Genomic DNA, 21,703 nt, shown 5'->3' with positions numbered 1-21,703 from the left:
ATTATCTTATTAAAAATTCGGATCGAAATTGAAATATATTGGGTTTGATAAAGCTACCATTTTACCCTCTAATGCCATGGCGTTGGGTACTTGTGGGTAAGGTGTAGCCGGCCCTTCAACGGTTACACGATAATAAGTACGGCCGGTTGTTGCCGGGGTATCAGTAAATTCAATTTTGGGCGTTTTGCCGGTTGCCTGGTAAGTGCCAAATGTGCTTCCATTTTTGATGATAGTTATGGTATAAGTGTTCTCTACTGCATTATTGCCGCTAAGATGAACTCTAAAGTTAACGGGCTTGCCAGTAGCCTTTGCGTTGTCGCCCATCATCATGTCCAACTTTTTGTCTTGGTTTAGGTCGGCATAAAATTCAACCCGTGGCGCATAGGGGTTTGCGCTGATAGATACCCGCCCGTTAGTAAGCGCATCAACCACAGCCTGTGAATTGCGGCCGGTTGCAAATACCCAAGTGGTTGGGGTGCCCACATAATTGGCTTTGGCTTGGCCACTGTTTGCCGTTGCCTTGTCGGGTGTGTCTGGTGTACCATGGTGGGCATCACTGCCACCCCGGCCAGTAAGCTTACGGCCAGATGATAACATATCATCCCATATCATGATGGCATTGGCATTATTGCCCCAGAGCACCGAATTCCAAACTTCAATAGAGTTTACCATATCGTACGAATAGCCGAAATGGTCTTTTCCGCTGGGGTGGTTGGCCGATAAGTGTATGCCTAAACCTTTCTTAATTGCGCCAATGACCACGTCGCGCTGGTCGCGTACATCAAATAAACGTTGATGATCGTAAGGTTGGGCCGAAAAAACATTGCCGTGCCCCCTGGTAGTGGTCCATTCTGCACCATACAGTAACAACAGCGAGTCGGATTTGAATTCGGGGTCGGCCCAGGTGTTATGTGCAACATCTCCGTTTACATGATTATCATGGTCGGTAATACAGATATAATCCATACCCACTGACTTAGAAAACCGGATGATTTTTGAAACAGGATTATTAGTAGATTCCTTACTGTGTCGGGAATGTACATGCAAATCGCCCTTCAGCCAAACGCCATCTTTCAAACTGGCAATCGGTGGCAAAGTGCCCAGTTCGGCCATTGCCCAGGGGTTATCATGGCCCGATTGTGCCAGTGCTGCATTGCCAAAGCAACTGGCAATAGTCACTCCAAACGTGATGATACCACTTTTGATTCGTTTTGATAGATATTTCTTTTTTGATGAACTACTGCATGAGTGAAGATAGGTAGCAGTGAAAAGTTTCATAAGGTATTTGAAGTTTAACTGTTAGTGGTAAACGCTTTTGTAAACAGGCGGCAACCTAGTTTATTAGTATTATATAATTGTTAAACCCCAATGAAGAGAATGTACAACGGATGTATAGTGTGATGAGAACTGCTACTGAAATTAATTGTATGGCTTAAAACTTCACCAGGCTTAGATGCGATATATGGATAGCAGTACTTTGATATTGTTTTACATTAATCCGCTCTCAACAGATTTGTATAACTGCTTTTATTATCTATATTGTATTACCAATTATTTAATGCTCTGCACACCTTCAGAGTATTAAATTTCATAAATAAATCTAATAAACGGCAAATCATGAACAAACGTTTACTTGAATTTACAGGTGGAATCGGGCTGCTTTTATGCGGCCATTTTGCCATCGGTCAAAACAAAAGTGTATTGCCCGAATGGGCTTTTGGCGGCTTTGCCAGACCGGCAAATATCAATCCCATTATTTCGCCTGATGCATCGTCACAGTTTCTGGATCCGATGAGCAAAAAGTTAGTTCATTGGGAGGCTAATGACACCTTTAATCCTGCTGCCGCTGTTAAAAATGGCAAAGTAGTAGTACTTTATCGCTCAGAGGATAAAACCGGTGTGAAGATTGGTATGCGTACTTCACGTTTGGGTTATGCCGAAAGTAGCGATGGTTTACATTTTACCCGTAAAAATAAACCGGTGTTATATCCGGCCAATGATTCGCAAAAAGAATATGAATGGTCGGGTGGCTGCGAAGATCCACGCGTAGCTGTTACTGAGGATGGCACTTACGTGGTTTTTTACACGCAATGGAACCGTAAAACACCAAGGTTGGGGGTAGCTACCTCAAAAGATTTAATACAGTGGAAAAAACATGGTCCCATTTTTCAGGATGCGTACAAAGGCAAATTTTTTAATATCCCGCACAAATCGGCATCGATACTTACACATGTCAAAAATGATAAACAAGTAGTTGCAAAAGTGAACGGCAAGTATTTTATGTACTGGGGAGAAAATGCCGTTTATGGTGCAACATCAACTAACCTGGTAGACTGGACACCGATAACCGATAATCAAGGAAAGTTGAAAGTGCTTGCTGCAACAAGGCCCGGCTATTTTGACAGTGACCTCACCGAATGCGGTCCTCCGGCTATACTTACTGATAAGGGGATAATCCTGTTTTATAATGGTAAAAATCATCCGGGTGATGGAGGAGATAAAAGGTTTAACGGCAATTCATACTGCGCGGGGCAAATGCTTTTCAGTAAAACAGATCCAACGAAATTGGTAGACAGACTCAACGTACCCTTTTTGCGCCCCATGCAGCCCTTTGAAAAAAGTGGACAATACGTAAACGGAACAGTATTTATTGAAGGCATGGCATGGTTTAAACATAAGTGGTATTTATATTATGGCTGCGCCGATTCCAGGGTAAGTGTGGCTGTTTATGATCCGGCTCATCCTGCACCTCCAGACCCTATAACTGACAAAGCAAATTAAGTTAGGATAACTCTTAAACCAGTTATAAAGCAAATGAGTAAAGCATACTTGTTGTTTAACTTTAAAAAAGCATTAGCTAAATGCGATAAGTTTTGGCTACAACAACAGTTAATTCGGCTAAGTTTTGCCTATGATGTTACCATAAGTTTGCATTAATAAATTTTGCAACATGAAAATAGTAGTAACAGGCTCATTAGGTAACATCAGCAAACCATTGGCAACCGAGCTCATTCAAAAAGGACATCAGGTAACCGTTATTAGCAGCAGTAATGACCGCAAAGCGGCCATCGAAGCCTTAGGGGCAACGGCGGCTATCGGGACCATGGAAGATGCGGATTTTTTGACGCACGCTTTTACCCGAGCAGATATTGTATATGTTATGGAAACACTTAAAAGCGATGCGTTTTTTGATCATTCCCTTGACGTAGTTGAAGGCATTACGCAAATTGGTTATAACTACAAACAAGCGATTGAACGCTCAGGCGTTAAAAAGGTGGTGCACCTGAGCAGTATTGGCGCCGACAAAGGCCCCGGACTATTGCGCTTTCATTATAATGTAGAAAACATTCTTAGAGAACTGCCTGAAGATGTTTCTATTAAATTTATGCGTCCGGTGGGCTTTTACTATGTAATGTATCAATTCATTCCGATGATTAAACAACAGGGTGCTATTTTTTCAAACAATAGTCTTGAAAGAAAAACGCCATGGGTATCACCGCTAGACATTGCCGCTGTAATTGCAGAAGACATTGAGAAACCGTTTGAAGGAAGAACTATCCGTTATATTGCCAGTGACGAAGTTTCAGGAAGGGATATCGCCAAAATTTTGGGCGAGGCCATTGGTAAACCGGATTTGCAGTGGATGGAGATCAGTGACGAACAGATGCTGAACGGGTTGCTAACAGCAGGTATGAACCCTCAAACAGCAGAGGGGTACGTAGAAATGAATATTCCGGTGCGAGACGGTAGCCTGTATGATGATTTTTACAGCCATATGCCTGTACTAGGCAAAGTGAAGTTAACTGACTTTGCCAAGGACTTTGCTATTGCATACAATCAAAATCAGTAACTTGCATGATGCCCGGCACCGCACCAGTTAAGATCAAAACCATATCGCAGCTTCACGAGCTTCGGGGTTTGCCTAAACCGCAGCACCCGTTAATTAGCGTAATAAACCTTCATGATGTCAAGTTTCCCGCAGGTCAGGTTAAGCAATTTGCCGTACTTGATTTTTACAGTATTGCCATTAAGCGGGCTACTAACCTTAAATACAAGTATGGGCAGCAACAATATGATTTTGATAACGGGGTAATGTTTTTTACTGCGCCTGGTCAGGTTATCGGCGTAGAAGCTGGTCAGGACGTGGAACATACAGGATGGGTGTTGTTTATCCATCCTGATTTTCTTTGGAATACTCAGTTGGCTAAAACAATCAAAAAGTACGAATTCTTTGACTATGCCATAGATGAGGCGCTTTTTCTGTCTGATAAAGAAGAACAGGTAATAAATGATATCCTGCGCTTTATACAGCAAGAGTACAGTTCCAATATCGATAGATTTACGCAGGATATCATTATTTCACAGATAGAGCTATTACTTAACTATAGTGAGCGTTTTTACAACCGCCAGTTTATTACCCGTAAAATTGCCAGTCATCAGCTATTAGATAAATTGGAGCAATGGCTGGATGATTATTTTAATGAAGATCAGCAAACTATGAAAAGTTTGCCTGCAGTGCAAGATATAGCTGCGGCATTGCATGTGTCGTCAACTTATCTTGGCGGAACATTAAAGGCGCTTACCGGGCTAAGCACACAACAGCATATACATGAAAGATTAATTGAAAAGGCTAAAGAAAAGCTGTCAACCAGCAGCCTGTCTGTGAGTGAGGTGGCGTACCAACTGGGGTTTGAGCATCCGCAATCTTTTAGTAAACTGTTTAAGGCAAAAACCAAGCAGTCTCCATTAGCGTTCAGGCAGTCTTTTAACTAAGGAATGGTAACGATAACAGCAACGGGCACCTGCTCAATAAGGCGCTTAGAATCTGTATGTCATTCCTAAAGAAGTTTCATTTAAACGGTTTGCATTTTTATTTAAGCAGGTTAGCTTATAGTTGACATTATGCACGGTTCCATTAGCCAAATGTATATTGGTAAAGGATGCAGAATAATATAAGCGTTTGTTCTTGAGAAGGCGTAAGGAATGATTGCCTGTGCTAATACAAAGATTCTATATACATAGCCAGTAAGCAAGTAGTTTGCTTTGCTGGAACGGATCAATATTTGGATCGATTGCCAGAAGAGCGGTAAACGGATGGTTCTTTTACACATACAATCTCAAATACAACACTTTGCTCGAAGTGGCTATAAGTGTCAAAGATGAAATGCTTATCCAGCCATCTCTCAAACCGTTGCAGGTCATAATTGAAAGAATCTTTGATTTTATCAAACTTGATAAATGCGCCAATAAGCATTAGTTTGTTAAAGGTTAAAAGAGATTCCGCGGCTGTAACGAATTCCATTGTTGGTTCAAATAATTATGACATTGTATACGATAAGATTTTTAAAAAGTTATTAAATTTTTAATAATAAAAAAGAGCTAATGTTAGTAACGTAGATCACCTTCGGATATGCTTGGTTAGGCAAGTATTAATTTAATTCTTTAACGCCGGTGATAATAAATAATAGATATTTTCCTTCCAAGAATATATCATAAGCGAATGCAATATCAAGCCAGTCCATAATTTGTAAAAAGTCACATAATTCTGTGTCTTCCCAGTCTTTATAACGGATGACTCTTCCAATTAAATTGGACGGAGATTCTACAAGTGCTTGTTCAAGGGATAGTTGTGTTAAAGGCATGGTTAGTATCAGAATGCTAAAGATATATAAAGCAACCTAAAAATCAAGTAAATATTGGCGCAATCAATTTCAAGAAGTGAAATTGATTGCGCCAATTTTGATTATACGTAACTAGAAATTTCATAAAGTTGGCTTCTTTGCTGGCATCATTGATGTAAGCCAAATTCTTAGTATTGTATGGAAGATTATTCTATGCAGGTAAAAATAGTGTGAAAGTGGTACCCTGGCCTTCCTGACTTTGTACCTCAATAGTTCCGCCTTTAATACCAATAAGTTGTTGCACCAGATACAAACCCACACCCGTGCCGTCCACATGCTCATGAAAGCGCCGGTATTTTAGAAATAAGCCGGGCAGGTTTTTCTCGGGTATCCCAAGTCCATTATCAGCAATTACCAATTGTACACCTTCATCTACCATGCTGGCCTGTATATGGATCACAGGCGACCTATGAGGATGTCGGAACATCAAAGCATTCGTTATTAAATTATGCAAGATACTTTTGAGATGAACCCGCTTGTAATAAATAGTACAATTAACGGCTTCAGTAATGATCTGGCCACCGGTATTTTCGAGTGTTTCTGAAATTTCAACTCTTATATCGTCCAACAAAGCGCATAAGTCTATCTCTTCTGCATCTTGCCCTGTCAATTTTTGCGCTTTTATGATCTCGCCCAGGTGTTCAATGGTGCTTCTCAACCTTTTAATAGATTTTTGGGGTATAGCAAACAGTTTCCTGTCTTGCTCTTCAATCTTTGTTTCCAATCTGCGATGCAATAATTCTAGCGATCCTTCTAAGCTCATTATAGGCGTTCTGAGATCATGACTGACAATATGGAGCAAGCTGTCCAATTCTTTGTTGACAAAAACGAGTTCCTGGTTTAAATTGTGCACACGTGCATCAGAACGGTTTAGCTTTTTAAGGACTAAAAAGGCCCATGGGAAAGTAAGCGCAGCAGTTCCAAGCATCAGTACAACAATAGCATACTCTGGCTGAACGCCGGTATGTTTTAATATCCAGATAAATCCTGACACGAAGATGGGCAGCAGCAGCAGAAAATATAGAATGGCATATCGCACGTAAACCGATGCAGAATGTTTGGAAAAGGCTTCGCTTAACCATCTCTGAGAACGGCTGGCGTACAGCAAACCAATAGTGGTACTTGACAGGCCCAAAGTAGTAGGCAAGGCGATACCCGAATATCGGCCGAATTGGAACAGGCCCGTAATATTTAATAACAATCCCACAAGGGCACTATACAGCAGCAAAAAGCAAAATACCAGAATGATTTGAGCAACATTAGCTTTGCCTAAAGTAAATAGTTGCATACCAGTGCAAACCAGCAAAAAGCAAGTAGCAGTGAAAGCCGACATTCTTCCCACAGGTGCCTGAACGGCATCAGTAATATTATCTAATATCCCAAGTTGGTCTACCTTTAAATCAACCGAAAAAATATATTCGAGCAAAATGGTTAAGCTAAAAAGGAAAATAGCTAAATATATTATTAGGGAAACAGACTTGTACCCTTGATGAAAGCAAAACGAACTTACCCCCAACAACAGTATGGCCAAAGCTGTATTGAACTTCATGGATGCACCGTTAGACAAAAAACTATATAGTACGGGTAAGTCCCACAGCCAACCGGAAAGGCCTAATATGCCCAGTAAAATGGTCAGAAGAGATAAGTAAGTACTAGTGGGTGCAATTTTGTTCACGTATTTAAATAGCTTGACTCATATTTGTGCAAGGATAAGGCCAAAACGTACGGTATGTATAGCTACCGTTCTTAAAGGAGGATTTTTGCGAAAGGTAAAAGCGTTCAATTAAATGAAAGGACTTAGTCTGCAAACCAAAAATGAACTTATAGCGTGCGTTTCGTAGCAGTGATGTGAACGGATGTAATACCGTGTGTTGTTGTAAATTCTAACTTGAACTGATTCTGTATTTATGCTTTTTTAGCCAAAGCCATATCTATTTGTGCTGAAATTTCAAAATTGAACAAAGCCACAACGGCTATTGTAAAAAAGACATGGTTTTACAAACCTTATTTTTTGAATTAAGCATGCTATTTCCTAGTGTGCTGTTAGTAGCCTGAAAGATAACATGAATGCCAATTTTTTATACAAGAAATGGCGTATAAGCTAGGAGCTTTTAGATGAATTTCCTACTGTGTAAAAATTACTGGCTGCAACTTTCAAATGCAAGGTTTTGGCTTGTCATTAACGGTCTATATCATCCGTCTTCCATGCCTTTAGTTAGTCTAATTTGATTTAAAATCTCTGACGTAAAAAATTATAACTATTTGTTGTAATTAGCGAAACTTTTGGGTCGCTATTTATCGTAGAATGGCTAAAGTTTAATGAATAGTTATTTCAATAAACTAATCCTCAAAAAACACTTTCTTCATAAATAAATCTAAAATGCCATGATTTGGACACCGAACCTGCTGTGTGAATCAGTTTTTGCCTGTCTTGCAGACGCAGGGCAGCTTGACCCAAATTTTTCTTTTTTATCTGCCGGTGATTTGATCATGAGCCAGCTCCAGTTTTTCAATAAAGCGGCAACGCCCGATATAATCTTAACAAATGCTACTATGCTGGCAGAAAAACTTGATAACGAATTTATTAACTGTTATCCGGTTGCATACCAAAATGGTCAAAACAGCAGCACAAGCTGTAACGCTATGGTGCAGGTGTTAATTAATGAAAAAAACACAGTAGCCGATCTTGCTCAAAGTATCGCCCAATACTATACTTTCTAATATGCCAAAAATGTTACTACGTGCAAAATTGCTGTTTCTTATGCTCATAGCTTTTGGAGTAGCAGCATACGCCCAAACCGTTAATTCAAGCCCGCTGCAAAGCACTTATGCTGGCTTGTCTAAACAACAGATAGACAGTGTTAAAGGTGCTATCCTAAATTCGGTCTTCGAAAATCCGGCACTGTACAACGATGTTTACGCAAAATTTTTACGAAACTATGCGTCCGACTCCAGTCAGCTCTTCACTTTCGTTCGCGATCTTAACCTTAAATTTAAAGCGTTCCAGCCCGAGCGGCAGAATGCTGCATTGGGCTTTGCTTATAATTATAATAACAGCTGGACTAAAAGCAAGAGCAATGCCGTTGCTACCGCTTATCAAAGCTATGCGCTAAATCTTTCGGGTAACATAGCGTTTAACAAAGCCTATAACACCAGCAATTTATTAGAATCAGCTTTTCAGTACAATGCTTCGTGGATGTGGGGCGGAAAAGTAAAAGCGCTCGATTCGGCAGGGAAATCACAGTTTGTACAATTACAACAGGCAATTATCAATGCTAACATTGCTGGTAACCGTTCGCTGCTTGCCAGGCTTTATGCCCAGCGTGGCGCATTGGCAAAAACTACTAACCAATATTATCTGGGTATAAACGGTAACTTTTCACTAGAAAATACACAGGATTTTGCCAGGCGCCAATTTGTACCAGGGCTGCTGGTTAACCTGGGTGCAAAGCCCTGGGATACGCAGCAAGCTTTGTTGTACTTTAATTTGCCCGACTATCCGTTTGCCATACTCAGATTATTAACAGGTACAGACAGCACTTTCAGGCTTTCTGCAGCTTCTTTTCCCTCTATGCTGATTGGTATTGACCATGTCATTCCCGGGCAAGATAGTATCCGGTATAAAGTAAGCGGAAACCTGAATGCATATAACCGGCTGAGAACTGAAATTTCTTTTAAAACACTGGTGGCAGCTATCGGCAATCAGATGGTGTTTTATAGTGCCGACTTGAGATACTACCGCGAGCTAAGTCCGTCTATCGCGGTAAAAAGAGCTGGCTTAGATCACTTTGTTTATTTCACCTCGGCCCTGGAAGCTACAAACGGTTTCTTTATCAGCTATACCGCCGGTCGGTTACCCTTTGATTTAAAAAATAATGTGGTATATGGCCTTGGCTATCATTTTTATTTAGGTAAGTAATTAAAGCCGGTTATTATCCTTCAGCTCAACTTTTATAACTCATTTATTAATTATAAAACTAAAAACATGGCAAATTTTATTCAGGCATTTAACATTACACTGGGTAACGAGGGCGGGTACGCCAATAACCCAAACGATCATGGCGGCGAAACATATGCAGGTGTTGCCCGTAACTTTTGGCCTAAGTGGGCCGGATGGCCGATAGTAGACCAAGTTGTGGCACAGCACCCGGCTAATCTTGATGCCCAATTACGGAGCAACAGCAACTTACAGGCCGCCGTTGAGTCCTTTTACCAAGAAAATTTTTGGGATGTTGTTGGCTTGGGCGCACTTCAATCGCAACAGTTGGCCGATCAGTTGTTTGATACCGCTGTAAACATGGGTACTGGAATGGCTGCGCGCTTTTTGCAACAAGCAATAAACGAACTGAAGCCAAATACAGTTACCGTTGATGGTCAGGTAGGGCCTCATACCATTGAAGCTGCTAATGCTGCTAATGGTGAGGCGCTTTACAACCAAGTGATAGCCTTGCGTCGAGAACGGTATTTGGCTATTATCCAAACCAACCCATCACAGGCTCAATTTGAACATTCATGGATGAGCCGGTTAACGCCTTTTAATCCGCAGTTAGCCTGATTTTCCTTAATAACTATTGATTAAACCATTAAAATGAAAAAGTATTTAATATTTACGCCTGCGTTGTTGCTGGCTCTATCGCTCACAAGTTGCAGCGATGGTAAGCAGCACTATGATTTGCACAAAACACTTGCGCTGTTTGTTATAATCGCTATCATCACTATGTTCTTTTTGCTGGCGTTTTATAGCAATATGCTAAGAGACGAAATAAATGATTGTGAGGCTTTTGATGCACATGCTGAGAAAGTACGTAGAAAGGTAGGTGTTAGATTTTTTAAAAGCAGCAATCCCTTTAGCTTATCGCGCGTGCAGCTTGCTGTATGGACAGTAGTGATTGCCTGCAGTTATATTTACCTGGAGCTGTGTATGGGTAATTGCAGTACAACAGGTATCAACCAAACAGCATTGATACTGATGGGCATAAGCGCCGCAGTAACCACAGGTAGTACCCTGATGGATAAACGCGAAATACAGGACGGTCGTGACCGTCATCAGAATGCTCCTTCTGAAGGCTTTTTTGTGGATATTCTTTCTGACGATAACGGCATCAGCATCCACAGGTTCCAGAATGTAATCTGGACCGCTATTGCCATTATTATTTACCTGAATAAGATTTATAGCATTCGTACTGGCTGTGCATTGCCAGAGTTGAGTGAAACGCTTTTGGCTTTAACAGGTATCAGCAGTGTAACTTATCTGGCTATCAAGTCTCAAGAAAATAATCCGGCAATTGAATATGCCGAAGAAAATTCGCCTGTTAACATTCCGGACCAATCTGCAGCAGCAGTTATTTCAGCATCCTATGCACCTGCGGCTACACCTTCAACGCCGGTAAATCCGGTTACGGCACAAACTGATGTTAACGCAATGCCCGCATCGCCTGACGCCGCTACTGGCATTGTGTCTGCCTGATGGTAGCTAACCCGGTTGCTATTAAATGCAGTTTGTAAACACAAACACACCAACTATACCTAAAAAATTTAGAAACAACAATGATATCTACAAACCAATTAGCAGGTTCTGATTTTAACACGCAGGTATATCAGAACACTCATGATGCTGCGGTGGCACTTGCTGCTCCATTTGTTACTGCCAATCAGCCCAATACGGTTGATGAATACTCTTACGTTTTATACTCTGCTGAAGAAATGAAAGCCAATTTTGGTATAAGCGATTTGCTTTGGCAAAATGGTGGGCCTGTGCTTGGGTTTAACACGCCTAACCAAAACTATGTAGCAACAACCGATTGTTCTGGTTTTGTTGCCCGTGTGTTGTATGCTACGATACCTTTGGGCGCTAAAACCAATGTTTATGCATCGTTGGTAACCGCTGCCAACGGTACTATTACAAATTACCAAACACCCGGCCACCAGCAACCTTTTCCAAGCGCGGATGATTTTGCAGAATGGTTTGCCTTGGGCGCAAAACACAATCTTGAGCCTGTTGCATATACTATTACTAAAAACGGTCAGCTAAGCAGGGGAGGTGCCTTTAGCGCGGTGAAGCCCGGCGATATTTTAGCCTACGGTTTGCCTGCCGGAAGTAAAGACACCGGACACGTAATGATTGTTGACAGTGTAGAAAAGCTGCAGAGAGGTGTTTTAAATGCTGCATTTTGGTCAACCGACTTAGCCGAGTTCATACAGTCTGGTTTGCAATTTTACGCAGTAACTGTTTTCGATTCATCTAACGTTGCCCATCATAATGATCAGCGTGGCAACGGCGAGCCAAAGCCAACAGGAATTGGTAGGGGCACTGTGTTGGTTGTAGCCGATGAAGCAGATACGCCCATAGGTTTCATGTTTGCCGCTCATGATCTGTTGCTGCAGGTACAACCTATCACTGTGTCATTACCAGCCTCAGCCACCGGCACTATCGGTTCACTTGCGGTAGGCCGTGTTGTTGGTGCATAAAACGAATAAATCAAATACGAAAAACCCAATTATGTGGGTGCAAATATCCCCAAACGTATTGCATCCTTAACTCTTCCCATTAAAATTTATTGCCTTTTTTACTAAAATGAGTACTATACAGTCCTTTCTTTCAGCACCATCATATGGCTACGACTTTGTTGTTGCTGTTACCCAAGCCAGCATCAACACTACAATGAAAGAATACCTTTCGGTCGCTAATCAACCGGTAGTAACCATGTATTACAACCAGGATGAAAATGGAAATCCGGTTGTGGTAGATTATGCTACCTTAATGACACAAACTAATGGTACAGATCCATTCAGTGTACAAAACTGGGATGCCAGCGAACCGTCTACGGCAGGTGTGACCAATATCGGTCAATCAAATTTCTGGTACGGATTTAAAGCCCAGATCGGTTTACCTCCGGGTTATGCACCTCAAAATATTCCGGATTTGGTAAGTCTTAATCCCGGAACCGGCGCCGTTAGCTTTACCCTGTTGTGTTCGTCTTTTACCGTGGTAGAGGCAAACTTTGGCAGACACGGCCTTACCAGTTTTGTAAACCAATCTCAGCAGCCGGGAGCTGCATGGCTGTTTACCTCAACGGTACCAGTTAATACGTTGATTAACAATACCAAGCTCCCTGCCGATGTGCAGCAGCAACTTAATAACCTCGGACCCAATGCATTCAGCGTGCAGCAATTAATGTTTGACCTGGATAATGCGGCTCTGGAAACTGTACCTACATTATCGGGCGTAGCTGCAGGTTCTGCTGTTGCAACAGCACTGAATGAAGCCTTTGTTGGCGCGTATTGTAGTGCATTGAAAGGAAGTGCTTTGCCTGTGTTGGGCTACACAATTGTGCCTAATAATCCTGCTGCAAACACATCTTCATTGAGCGTTAGTAAGATGAATTTTGAGATAAGCCCTTACGTTCCGGCGAATGCAGGGCCAGAAATTTCGGACCTTAACACGCTGAACTATCTGTGCGCTACAGGTAATGATGCACTTCCGCCTGCTGTTCCGTTTACCTGGAACTGGGTTGAACAAAGCGAGGAAGATTGCTATGATGGTGCTATTGCCATTAATCGTAAAGCTCTAGCCAATTACTTTTGCCAACATTTGATGAACATTGCAGAAGTTAACTGCTATGTGCCTTCTGTTCACGTTGCACTTAGTGGTTTTCTGGATACGCAATGTAACTGGACCTGGAACCTTTCGCGGGGGCAAACACCTTCAATCAGCCTGCCAGCTACCGGCTCTACAATACTTGATATTAGTTATCAAAGCAGTAAAGCATATGATCAGGCAGGCCTTAACGGTGATATGGGTAGTGCAGGCCTGTCATCAAACTATTCCATGACGGTTTCGGCCACTGGTAACACCATAGTAATTTCCCAAACGCTTGTAGTGTGGATATCGTTATCAAGCCTGAGTGATAATACAGAAGGTAACGTTGTAAATAGAACAATTACAGATACCTACACCGTAACGATAAACGAAAACGGCGGCTTAATGCTAAGTGCACCTGTATCAACTGTTACCAATTCGCCCGATGATGTGAGCGTAAGCGGTTTTACCAGCTTTTTTAACGGCTTAAATGATTTGAGCGCTACAATTAGTAATTATGCCAATGATGTGGCAGCTACACAGCTAACCGACGTTCCGGTTTCTGCCATTCAAAACTTTGTTTTTCCGGGTGGCAAAACGTTTACATATGCCAGCGTTGGTTTTTCGGAAAATCAGGATCTGGTTGCCCATATCACTTATACACAACCGCAGTAATCCCTTAAAAGCTTTTATTCTTAAGTAATACGATGAGCAACAATATCAATATAACATCCGAGTTGATAACCAATTATCTTCATGCGGAAATTATGGCTCCTGATGCTGCCTTTCAGGCTGTGCAAACCAGTGCCGGATACGCACTGTTGTTTTCGGTAGGAACCGATCATGTTTTTTATGTAACCGAAGAAACCTCTGCCGATACAGCAAACGGATGGACAAAAACCAACCTGACCAGCAAATTTTTAAGTACAGCTTTGCCTAATGCCCAGGTCAAAACTTTTTCTGTTGGGCAAGACATCCATAGCGGTACGATAGGCATGGGTATGGTTGCCACACTCTCAGGTACCGACCATTTGCTTTTATGTTTAAATAACTCCAGCACTGATACCTCGTGGCTGCAACAACCGGTTTGGGTAAACTATCCTTTTGACGCGCCTGGAACCCAGCCAGCGCAGATTGAGATTGTAAACGTTTACCTTACGGAAACTGCACAAGGGCAATTTATTGTTGCTGATATAATACGCGACCCATCCAGCGCTGTTCAACTGATTGAGCGTTTTTATATCAATACTAGTAAAACAAGTGGCTATGCCTGGACACCGCACAGTTTACCGGTTGATTTTGAAGCAAGTGCCTATTTATCTTGCTTGGGGCGTTCTGCAGGCGCACTGGTAGATGGAACTTACACCGGCGGGCAGGTTAACGGAAGTGCTCAGCTAATTTATAATGCATTATACAATCCGTTTAATCCTAATGTTGCACCAAGTGCCGCTGTGCTACAGCTGCCGGGCAATCTTGTTCCGGAATCGATAGCTGCCTGCAGAAATGCAGATGGCACAACCGACTTGTACGTTACAGCGAAAGGTTCGCTTTATTATTTTGCGGCAAATAATCAAGTTAATGGTGCAACTGCTGTGTTGCTTTATGCGCATAGTATGTTTATAAATGTTGCTAAATTATATGCCAGTCTTGTAAATGGCATAGTTACGGTTTGGGGTTTAAACTCGGCAGATAATATCTTTTATACTTCTTGTGCGGCATCTGCACTTACTGCAGGTACCGGCCAATGGTCTATGCCAGTTCCGTTGCTCACAAACGTAGACATGATTTCGCCGTACGTTAACGTGGTTAATAACGGTAACACCATTTTTGCGGTTGGCGGATCAAATCTTTACATATTAGCAAAGTCGCCCGAAACGGGGCTTTGGAAAACTGCCCAGGTTTTGCTTCCGGCATCTGACGCAACAATGCCGGCACAAAAAATTGATTCTTATACTACCACTATCTCAGTTACGGATGCAACAGGGCAGCCGGTGGTCAAAAGTGCTGTACAGGTAAGCGCTGCTACCAGAACGGCTTTTTATGTAAATAATCTATACACCGTTATTGATACAACCCCCATCGCAATAAACACCGACGAAAACGGATGCATCACCCTGATTGAAGCCGTAAATGGCTTGACTGCAGTTTCTTTAACGGTAACGTTGGCCGGCAGTGCGCCAACCAGCGTTAACCCAATGGATAAGCCGTTTCAAAAACTGGCCCAGCTAAATACGCCAGGCAATATTCAGACAGCAACTATCCAAACGCAAACCGGCGCATCCAAACCATTGCTTGCGGCAAACGCTTCATCAGGCGATATACAAACTGCCGCTAATGCTATGCAGAGTTTAAATACAGCTTACCTGAAACTTAATGTTACATCAGGTTCGGCAGCTGTTGCTGCGCTGCAAAAAGTACCGCCTGCTGCCGCAACTCCGCATGCGTCGGGGCTTTTAGCCGATTTCGGTGACATTTGCCATTGGTTGGCTACCGGCGTAGAAAACATTGTTTCGATTGTAGAAGACGCTGCTTCTACTGCCTGGACCTTTGTGGTTACAATAGCAGGAGACGTGTATAATTTTGTGCTGAATGGTGTTGAGCAAGTGGTAGCCGCCGCCTCATGGGTGTTTAATAAGATAGTTAGTGGTATTGAAGACCTGATCAGTTTCTTGAAATATCTTTTCGATTTGGAAGATATTGCCCGTGCAAAAGGCGTGCTTTATAACCTCTTCACATTATACATGCAAAATCAGGTGAGCTTGTTGTCAACATACAAGCAGGATTTTGATACACTGATGAGTAACATCGAGGGCGATATCAGCAAATGGGCTGGCATTTCATGGGACACCTTTGGAGCCGCAGGGAGTAGCACTGTAGCCAGCAATAATAAGCCGGTATCTGGTCAAAGCACTTCGTCCAATTATTTGCCTTATCATTTCAAAAATCAGGCGGGCAATATGCAGCCAGCAAGTAGCACCCCTGCAAGCGCCAATAACGAAGATGCCTTAAACGTAGTTTTTAACGCATTAAAAACAGAAGAAGCAAATTTGCAGCAGGTGTTTGGTGATTTGCAAAGCTTGGGTAGCCAGTTTTCATCCCTAACGCTAACGCAAATATTGCAGAAAATAGCCGGCATAATTGCCGAGGGCGTTGTGAGCGGAATTAAAGTTGGAGTGGATGCTATATTTGATTTTTTGACAACCATTACAGAGGATGCGCTGAGTGTGCTAACAACTCCCGTAACCATCCCGATTATTTCAGATATTCTTAGCGATTTCGGCGTGCCATCATTTTCGGTACTTGATGTATTATGCTGGGTTGCTGCAGTGCCTGCTACTATTGTTTACAAAATCGTATTCGGACAAGCGCCTTTTGCCGCTAATGCCGAAACCGAATTTTTAAGCCAGGCAACTACTTTTGATGCCATTACACAAGCGGTACCAGCCAGTACTAATCAGCAAGCCGGGGCTGCCAATGCTGGTGTGCAAAATGTGGCTTTTGCAGCCCAACTGCCTGGTTCATCTCAGGCACCCGCAAATCAGGCGGCAGCCATCAATATGATACGTCTTGCTCCGCAGCCAGCCACAGGTAAGCTTGCCGGCATATTGGGGCTGTCATCATCAACCTGTTCTTCAATTTTTGCTTTTGCTCAAATTGCCACGGGAGTTTTGTTTGCTTGTTATGCTCAAATTAATGGCTTAGAGGCCGCAAATCCGCAAAGGGTTAATCCGCTCACCACACCATGTACCGCGCTTTCAATAGCCTGCGCAGTTGTGCCGGGTATAGCAGATACCCTGTTTCCACAAGATCCTATTAAGGATAGCGACTGGAGTACATTTAATAAAATAGTAGTTTGTTTGCGCGTAATTAGTAAAACCTATTTCTGGATCAGTCGTAGTACTGCCGCTACGCCGGGTTTGGCCACACTTGCAGCTTCGGCGTCAATTTACGTAGATACGGTTATGGTTATACCGGGGTTAATGTGCACTATTCAGCATTTTACTGAACTTGCCGAAGAACCGAGCGACTCGGCATTCGCTATTGCCTTGGTAAATGAAGGCAGTAAACTATCATCTTATGTAGCAAGGGTACTTTATGGGGCAGTTACGCTTACCTCGGCCGCTGCCGATGAAGTTGTGCCATTTATGGTTTTCGCTAATATACTTGCTGGCGGCTTACACGCCACCGAAGGTATTATTGAAATGGCTGCAAAAAATAGTTCGCCTGGTGCCATCGCTTAGTTGAACGGGGACTTGTCCCAAAAGCTAAGTTTATCAATTTGAAATGAAAGCGGCTTGCCATAGCGTAAGCCGCTTTCATTTTATCCGCCACTTAAATTCGATCTAATCGCGCAGCAATATACGGTGGGTATTAAAAGTGACTGGGCAATTGTGCCGGTTAGTTTTAAGAAACTAACTGAAAGTTATTTACTCTTAGATTACCGGTTGCTAAACAGGTTCAGTTTAGTATAGCAAGAAAGAGGTAGATTGTTGCAATTTCACAATTCCTTTGAATCTTCCTTAATTGTATCTTCCGCTGTACATATCCATTGGAGCATATGCGGAAAGGGTTCTACGCCATGTATTTTAGCCTGCGTTTCATCAAAAGCCAAACCATAATATTGTAGCATCGGTACGCCGAAATAATGGCCCTGACTGAAGTTGTTGACAATAGAAGAACCGCCTGACTTATACCCGTTTTCGTGAAAAACAACATGTGGATCTATACCAATATGCACACATGCTGCGTATGACCATGCAATGGCCATTAGTTCACCGGCATTGTTTTGGTCGTTATTTTCAAGTGCACCATTCATCTTCATTCTTTCATTTGGCGGTGCGCAGGCCAAATGCCCAGCTTCGTGTAAGATATCACCCGGATAAAGTAATTTATTGTCATCAATCAATAAAGTTCCGTTTGCCAGCTTTAGCCCCGGCAGAAACGATTCTTCCTCAATTTGCTCAAGGCGATAAGGTAAGCCTACCTCGGTCAAAAAATTCAGAATTTGATTTTTAATTGTTTTCATTTCTAATTCATTAGCTAATTGCAGTGTTTGTGGCGTGTTTTGTTGCCTTAGTTCAGCTATAATTGCGCGTTGCGTTATTAAATCGGATTCGTCAATTTTCTCTCGTGTTTCACCTTTGTTGAATAGGGCTTCTAACCAGTTGTTAACCTGGCAGTCAATTACAAGATGAATCCGGTCTTTCGTGCTCATGTTGACGGCTTGGTGAGTCAGGTTTGCGTTAATGTACCAACATTCTCCTGCTCGCATCGGAACCAAATCTTCCTCTACAAAAAACTGTACTTCGTCATGTGTAAACACAGGGAAGTGTAAACGTGCCTCACCTTGCTCAAAAGCCAGGCCCGGATCACGGTGTGCTTTTATTGAAGCGCCAGCACCAAGCTTAAGAAGCCGTACTGAGTATGTTTGGCACTGCAAACCGTCTAGCAAAGCTTTTGTAAAAGGAAGTGCGTTAATTAATTGCGTGTCTTCAAATAAATTTTCACCCAACAGATCAGCATAAGGCTTATCACTGTGTCCTCCCGGTGTTCGTAACGGAAAGATTGTCCAGTCTCCCCTGTACGCAGCAGCGTTAAAGTGTGGTACCCAATTCGGATCTTGTAGAATGGCTCCAATTTCCGTCTGAAGGTCAAGAATGTTTACAGTGATGGGTAGTTTAGCAAAGACAATCATCGCACTTTATTTAAAATAAAATTTCCGAGAACTAATACATCAAGATCGCTTTCAAGAAAAAAGTTTACGGCTTCTGTGGGTGTTTCTACTATCGGCATGCCTTTCCTGTTTAAAGAGGTGTTTAGCAGTACGCCGATACCTGTACGTTTTTCAAATAATTGCAAAAGCCGCTCCAGTTTTTGATCCCATCCTTTCGCCACCGTTTGTACCCTGCATGAGCCATCTTCATGAACAATACCACTTAGCAGGTTCCGCCACTCCGGTAAAATTTGGTCTGTTAAAATCATATAGGGGCTTTCCAATCCGTTTTTAAAATATTTTTTTGCATTTTCAAGTAGAACAACGGGCGCAAAGGGTCTGAAGTCTTCCCGCATTTTTATTCTGGCGTTTATACGATCTTTGATACCGGAAATCTTGGGATCGGCCAGGATGCTTCGATGACCAAGTGCTCTTGGTCCAAATTCTGCGCCACCTTGATACCAGCCAATGACACAACCTTGTGCTAGCATTTCTGCAGCCACTTCCGAAGCATCATGAATAGGTTTCCAGGTAAATTTTTTGAAATGTTGTTTTTCGGTAGATGCAATTGCATCTGCAATGGCCTGATCATGATAGGGGCAGCCTAAGAAAACTTCTTCTCCCGCAACTTTTTCAGCTTTGCCCATTATTCCGTGCCAACCATACAGTGCACATCCAAGCGCCAGTCCGTTATCGCCAGCCGCCGGCTGTATGTAGAAAGATTTTAAGTCCAGTTTTTGAATCAATGCACTATTGGCTACGGCATTTAATGCCACGCCGCCAGCATAGGCAATATGCTGATGGGGATGAGATAACATTCTTTCACGAAAAATATATATCAACGCTTTTTCGGTTTCGTCCTGTATCCAACGCGCTATATCTGCATAATGGTTAAAATTTGTGCGAAAGTGCTTATAATCAGCTGCTGGACAATTGTAAAGCTCGGCAAGGACGTCATGCTTGACCTGAACGCGGCCGCCATGTAAGTGGAATATGGAAGGGTAGCCCCTTAGTCGTCCGTAGGGTGCCAGGCCCATTAGTTTGCCGGCATCGTCCATGTTGCCAAAGCAATAGTGACTAACCGCGCTATATAATCCGCCTATAGAGTGGTAGCTGGTTGGAAATTGAAAGCCCGCCTGTCTGGACCCCGCATTAAAGGCCGAAAAGTCTTTTACCAGGGGAAAAAGCTTTCCATCTTCAAAAAAGTAAAAGCTGTCTTTTTCGCAGTACATTCCATCGGAAATGTCGGTTTGTAAAATAGAGGCACCGCCTAAATCCATACATTGTTCAAAAGGACTGCCGCAGCCATCAATTACCATAACATTACAGGCGTTGAACGGTGAGCGGCCGGCCGCACTCCAGGCATGCGCAAAATGATGCGAAATTGTATGAACCGGAATCTGAAGATCTTCGTTGAAGTAGCGTTTGCCTTTATAGCGGGTGAGTGGTATTTCTATTTCAAAATTTGCTGCCTGCACAATTAAGTCCAGGTCTTTCGCCTGGATACCTGCTGCCTTGAGGCAATATTCTACAGCAAGCGCGTCATTTCCGCCGTCATGCTTAATGCGGGATAGACGTTCCTTTTCAATAGCTACCAGAACTTTGCCGTTCTTTATTAAACAGGCTGAACCGTCGTGAGAAAGGCCTGTGCCTAATACATACGTATTCATGACTCCATCGCAAAGTAATGATAGTACGGGCGTTCGGCAATCACATATTCAAACTCAATGGTTTTACCCGCATACTGGTCGGCCGAACCGATCCGAACCGGTAGATTCAGCCCGCAATTATAGGCTGTAAGAAACTCTTCGCCATATATTTCAATTTCGGTAAATAACGACAAATCTGTAAATCCCTTCGTTTCCTTGGGTACAGCAATCCTGCTGATGTTGATAGAAGGAAATTTCTTCATGCCTATTTCATATACGGTGCCAAGCAACTGACGTGGCGGGTTACAGGGTGCAAACATGTTTTGAATTTCACGGCCACCATCAATCATTAGCAGGTTAACAGTAATGTTTTGGGGAATAAATATCCCGCCGTCCGCTAATTGTGGCAAAAGATTATTCATAATAGATACCTGTGGTTCATCTTTTAAAGCCTGATGCATCGTCTCGGAAATGATAAGGTGAATATTGATATCATCCGGAATTTGATATTTCACAGCATCGGCCTGGATATACGCTTGTACGTATTCTTGTAGCGAAAACCGCTCATAAAGATTTTTCACTGCTTGCATGGAGAGCGAATTGATTTCCAGCAGGAAGAAGCCAATCTCTTTTGAAGAAAAGATAGCAGTAAGCGGTAACACCAAGGCAGAATAAGGGCCAGTACCGGCATAAAGGATGTTGATACGCTGATTGCCGAACTTTTTGCGGAGATCGTGGACTGCCTGAACTATCCCTCTAACAAAGCGTCTCGTTCGTTCCACTTCCAATAAGCAGTGTGCCGCCTGTGCCGAGGAAATAGCCTTGCCTGTTTCAAGAAATATTGCATCATCTCCATTGTCGTGAGCGCTAATGCCCGTAGCTTCAACAAGCAGGTTATACAAGTCATGCAGAGCATCATAAACTGCTTTAGGATTATCGCCATCCAAAATAACTGATACTACATGGTTTAGAATTTCCTGGTACTTCATACATATAAGCTTAAGGCAAAATACTTAAATAATACACCCCAAATACTAAAGTCATTGGTTTAATTTTTAGTAAAAATTAAACCAATGAGAAT

At 42.5% G+C, this 21,703-nt stretch carries 17 protein-coding genes; 10 read left to right on the top strand and 7 right to left on the bottom strand.

Features of this window, described 5'->3' with window-relative positions:
* Positions 1-9 precede the first annotated feature (9 nt).
* Positions 10-1,278 carry a CehA/McbA family metallohydrolase gene (locus GPM24_RS10070; protein ID WP_158826630.1) on the bottom strand — a complete coding sequence of 423 codons (1,269 nt, stop codon included), beginning with the start codon at positions 1,276-1,278 and terminating at the stop codon, positions 10-12.
* 339 nt (positions 1,279-1,617) lie between these two features.
* Here GPM24_RS10070 and GPM24_RS10065 point away from each other — a divergent pair, with 339 nt between their 5' ends.
* The 3 genes from GPM24_RS10065 (at position 1,618) to GPM24_RS10055 (ending at position 4,773) form a co-directional block, all read left to right on the top strand.
* Entirely contained in the window at positions 1,618-2,781 is a 1,164-nt protein-coding gene (locus tag GPM24_RS10065) for a beta-1,2-mannosidase (RefSeq protein WP_158826629.1), read from the top strand.
* A 169-nt stretch (positions 2,782-2,950) separates the two neighbouring features.
* A complete protein-coding gene (locus GPM24_RS10060; protein WP_158826628.1) occupies positions 2,951-3,850 on the top strand; it encodes an NmrA family NAD(P)-binding protein in 900 nt (299 codons plus the stop codon).
* A gap of 5 nt (positions 3,851-3,855) precedes the next feature.
* Positions 3,856-4,773: a helix-turn-helix domain-containing protein gene (locus GPM24_RS10055; protein WP_369409676.1), complete on the top strand. Its 918-nt coding sequence runs from the start codon at positions 3,856-3,858 to the stop codon at positions 4,771-4,773.
* A 283-nt stretch (positions 4,774-5,056) separates the two neighbouring features.
* Here the strand turns inward: GPM24_RS10055 and GPM24_RS10050 are convergent, their stop codons facing one another.
* The 3 genes from GPM24_RS10050 to GPM24_RS10040 form a co-directional block, all read right to left on the bottom strand.
* Positions 5,057-5,302: a hypothetical protein gene (locus GPM24_RS10050; RefSeq protein ID WP_158826627.1), complete on the bottom strand. Its 246-nt coding sequence runs from the start codon at positions 5,300-5,302 to the stop codon at positions 5,057-5,059.
* Positions 5,303-5,429: 127 nt separating this feature from the next.
* The gene (locus GPM24_RS10045; protein WP_158826626.1) at positions 5,430-5,642 is read right to left on the bottom strand and encodes a hypothetical protein; all 213 of its coding nucleotides are present in this window, start codon (positions 5,640-5,642) and stop codon (positions 5,430-5,432) included.
* 190 nt (positions 5,643-5,832) lie between these two features.
* Positions 5,833-7,356 (bottom strand): sensor histidine kinase, encoded by a 1,524-nt coding sequence (locus GPM24_RS10040; protein WP_158826625.1) that lies wholly within the window; start codon positions 7,354-7,356, stop codon positions 5,833-5,835.
* A gap of 710 nt (positions 7,357-8,066) precedes the next feature.
* Between GPM24_RS10040 and GPM24_RS10035 the strand changes: the two genes are divergently transcribed.
* From GPM24_RS10035 to GPM24_RS10005, 7 genes are all read left to right on the top strand, one after another.
* Positions 8,067-8,402, top strand: coding sequence for a hypothetical protein (locus GPM24_RS10035; protein WP_158826624.1), 336 nt, complete (start codon positions 8,067-8,069; stop codon positions 8,400-8,402).
* A gap of 40 nt (positions 8,403-8,442) precedes the next feature.
* Positions 8,443-9,600 (top strand): hypothetical protein, encoded by a 1,158-nt coding sequence (locus GPM24_RS10030; RefSeq protein ID WP_158826623.1) that lies wholly within the window; start codon positions 8,443-8,445, stop codon positions 9,598-9,600.
* A 66-nt stretch (positions 9,601-9,666) separates the two neighbouring features.
* Positions 9,667-10,236, top strand: a complete 570-nt coding sequence (locus GPM24_RS10025; protein WP_158826622.1) for a glycoside hydrolase family 108 protein — start codon at positions 9,667-9,669, stop codon at positions 10,234-10,236.
* A 33-nt stretch (positions 10,237-10,269) separates the two neighbouring features.
* Positions 10,270-11,148, top strand: a complete 879-nt coding sequence (locus tag GPM24_RS10020; protein WP_158826621.1) for a hypothetical protein — start codon at positions 10,270-10,272, stop codon at positions 11,146-11,148.
* Between the two features lie 80 nt (positions 11,149-11,228).
* Positions 11,229-12,149 (top strand): hypothetical protein, encoded by a 921-nt coding sequence (locus GPM24_RS10015; RefSeq protein ID WP_158826620.1) that lies wholly within the window; start codon positions 11,229-11,231, stop codon positions 12,147-12,149.
* Positions 12,150-12,255: 106 nt separating this feature from the next.
* The gene (locus GPM24_RS10010) at positions 12,256-13,935 is read left to right on the top strand and encodes a hypothetical protein (RefSeq protein WP_158826619.1); all 1,680 of its coding nucleotides are present in this window, start codon (positions 12,256-12,258) and stop codon (positions 13,933-13,935) included.
* 32 nt (positions 13,936-13,967) lie between these two features.
* Complete coding sequence (locus GPM24_RS10005) at positions 13,968-17,501, top strand: hypothetical protein (protein WP_158826618.1); 3,534 nt, start codon at positions 13,968-13,970, stop codon at positions 17,499-17,501.
* 257 nt (positions 17,502-17,758) lie between these two features.
* Here the strand turns inward: GPM24_RS10005 and GPM24_RS10000 are convergent, their stop codons facing one another.
* From GPM24_RS10000 to GPM24_RS09990, 3 genes are read right to left on the bottom strand one after another with little or no spacing between them, the layout of a single operon-like run.
* Positions 17,759-18,955, bottom strand: coding sequence for an aspartyl/asparaginyl beta-hydroxylase domain-containing protein (locus tag GPM24_RS10000; RefSeq protein WP_158826617.1), 1,197 nt, complete (start codon positions 18,953-18,955; stop codon positions 17,759-17,761).
* Positions 18,952-20,643 carry a carbamoyltransferase family protein gene (locus GPM24_RS09995; protein ID WP_158826616.1) on the bottom strand — a complete coding sequence of 564 codons (1,692 nt, stop codon included), beginning with the start codon at positions 20,641-20,643 and terminating at the stop codon, positions 18,952-18,954. The genes GPM24_RS10000 and GPM24_RS09995 overlap by 4 nt, the downstream gene beginning before the upstream one ends.
* Positions 20,640-21,611 carry an SAM-dependent methyltransferase gene (locus GPM24_RS09990; RefSeq protein ID WP_158826615.1) on the bottom strand — a complete coding sequence of 324 codons (972 nt, stop codon included), beginning with the start codon at positions 21,609-21,611 and terminating at the stop codon, positions 20,640-20,642. Before GPM24_RS09990 ends, GPM24_RS09995 begins: the two co-directional genes overlap by 4 nt.
* Between the last annotated feature and the right edge of the window lie 92 nt (positions 21,612-21,703).

This window comes from Mucilaginibacter lacusdianchii (genome assembly GCF_009770985.1).
In the GTDB taxonomy this organism is placed as follows: Bacteria; Bacteroidota; Bacteroidia; order Sphingobacteriales; family Sphingobacteriaceae; genus Mucilaginibacter; species Mucilaginibacter lacusdianchii.
Note: the sequence above shows the minus strand (reverse complement) of the source record. Positions and strands in the feature narration are given on the sequence as shown.

Bases quoted from the DNA above. Each gene is read 5' to 3' on its own strand.
- GPM24_RS10070 (WP_158826630.1), bottom strand. From the start codon at position 1,278: ATGAAACTTTTCACTGCTACCTATCTTCACTCATGCAGTAGTTCATCA.
- GPM24_RS10065 (WP_158826629.1), top strand. From the start codon at position 1,618: ATGAACAAACGTTTACTTGAATTTACAGGTGGAATCGGGCTGCTTTTA.
- GPM24_RS10060 (WP_158826628.1), top strand. From the start codon at position 2,951: ATGAAAATAGTAGTAACAGGCTCATTAGGTAACATCAGCAAACCATTG.
- GPM24_RS10055 (WP_369409676.1), top strand. From the start codon at position 3,856: ATGATGCCCGGCACCGCACCAGTTAAGATCAAAACCATATCGCAGCTT.
- GPM24_RS10050 (WP_158826627.1), bottom strand. From the start codon at position 5,302: ATGGAATTCGTTACAGCCGCGGAATCTCTTTTAACCTTTAACAAACTA.
- GPM24_RS10045 (WP_158826626.1), bottom strand. From the start codon at position 5,642: ATGCCTTTAACACAACTATCCCTTGAACAAGCACTTGTAGAATCTCCG.
- GPM24_RS10035 (WP_158826624.1), top strand. From the start codon at position 8,067: ATGATTTGGACACCGAACCTGCTGTGTGAATCAGTTTTTGCCTGTCTT.
- GPM24_RS10030 (WP_158826623.1), top strand. From the start codon at position 8,443: ATGCTCATAGCTTTTGGAGTAGCAGCATACGCCCAAACCGTTAATTCA.
- GPM24_RS10025 (WP_158826622.1), top strand. From the start codon at position 9,667: ATGGCAAATTTTATTCAGGCATTTAACATTACACTGGGTAACGAGGGC.
- GPM24_RS10020 (WP_158826621.1), top strand. From the start codon at position 10,270: ATGAAAAAGTATTTAATATTTACGCCTGCGTTGTTGCTGGCTCTATCG.
- GPM24_RS10015 (WP_158826620.1), top strand. From the start codon at position 11,229: ATGATATCTACAAACCAATTAGCAGGTTCTGATTTTAACACGCAGGTA.
- GPM24_RS10010 (WP_158826619.1), top strand. From the start codon at position 12,256: ATGAGTACTATACAGTCCTTTCTTTCAGCACCATCATATGGCTACGAC.
- GPM24_RS10005 (WP_158826618.1), top strand. From the start codon at position 13,968: ATGAGCAACAATATCAATATAACATCCGAGTTGATAACCAATTATCTT.
- GPM24_RS10000 (WP_158826617.1), bottom strand. From the start codon at position 18,955: ATGATTGTCTTTGCTAAACTACCCATCACTGTAAACATTCTTGACCTT.
- GPM24_RS09995 (WP_158826616.1), bottom strand. From the start codon at position 20,643: ATGAATACGTATGTATTAGGCACAGGCCTTTCTCACGACGGTTCAGCC.
- GPM24_RS09990 (WP_158826615.1), bottom strand. From the start codon at position 21,611: ATGAAGTACCAGGAAATTCTAAACCATGTAGTATCAGTTATTTTGGAT.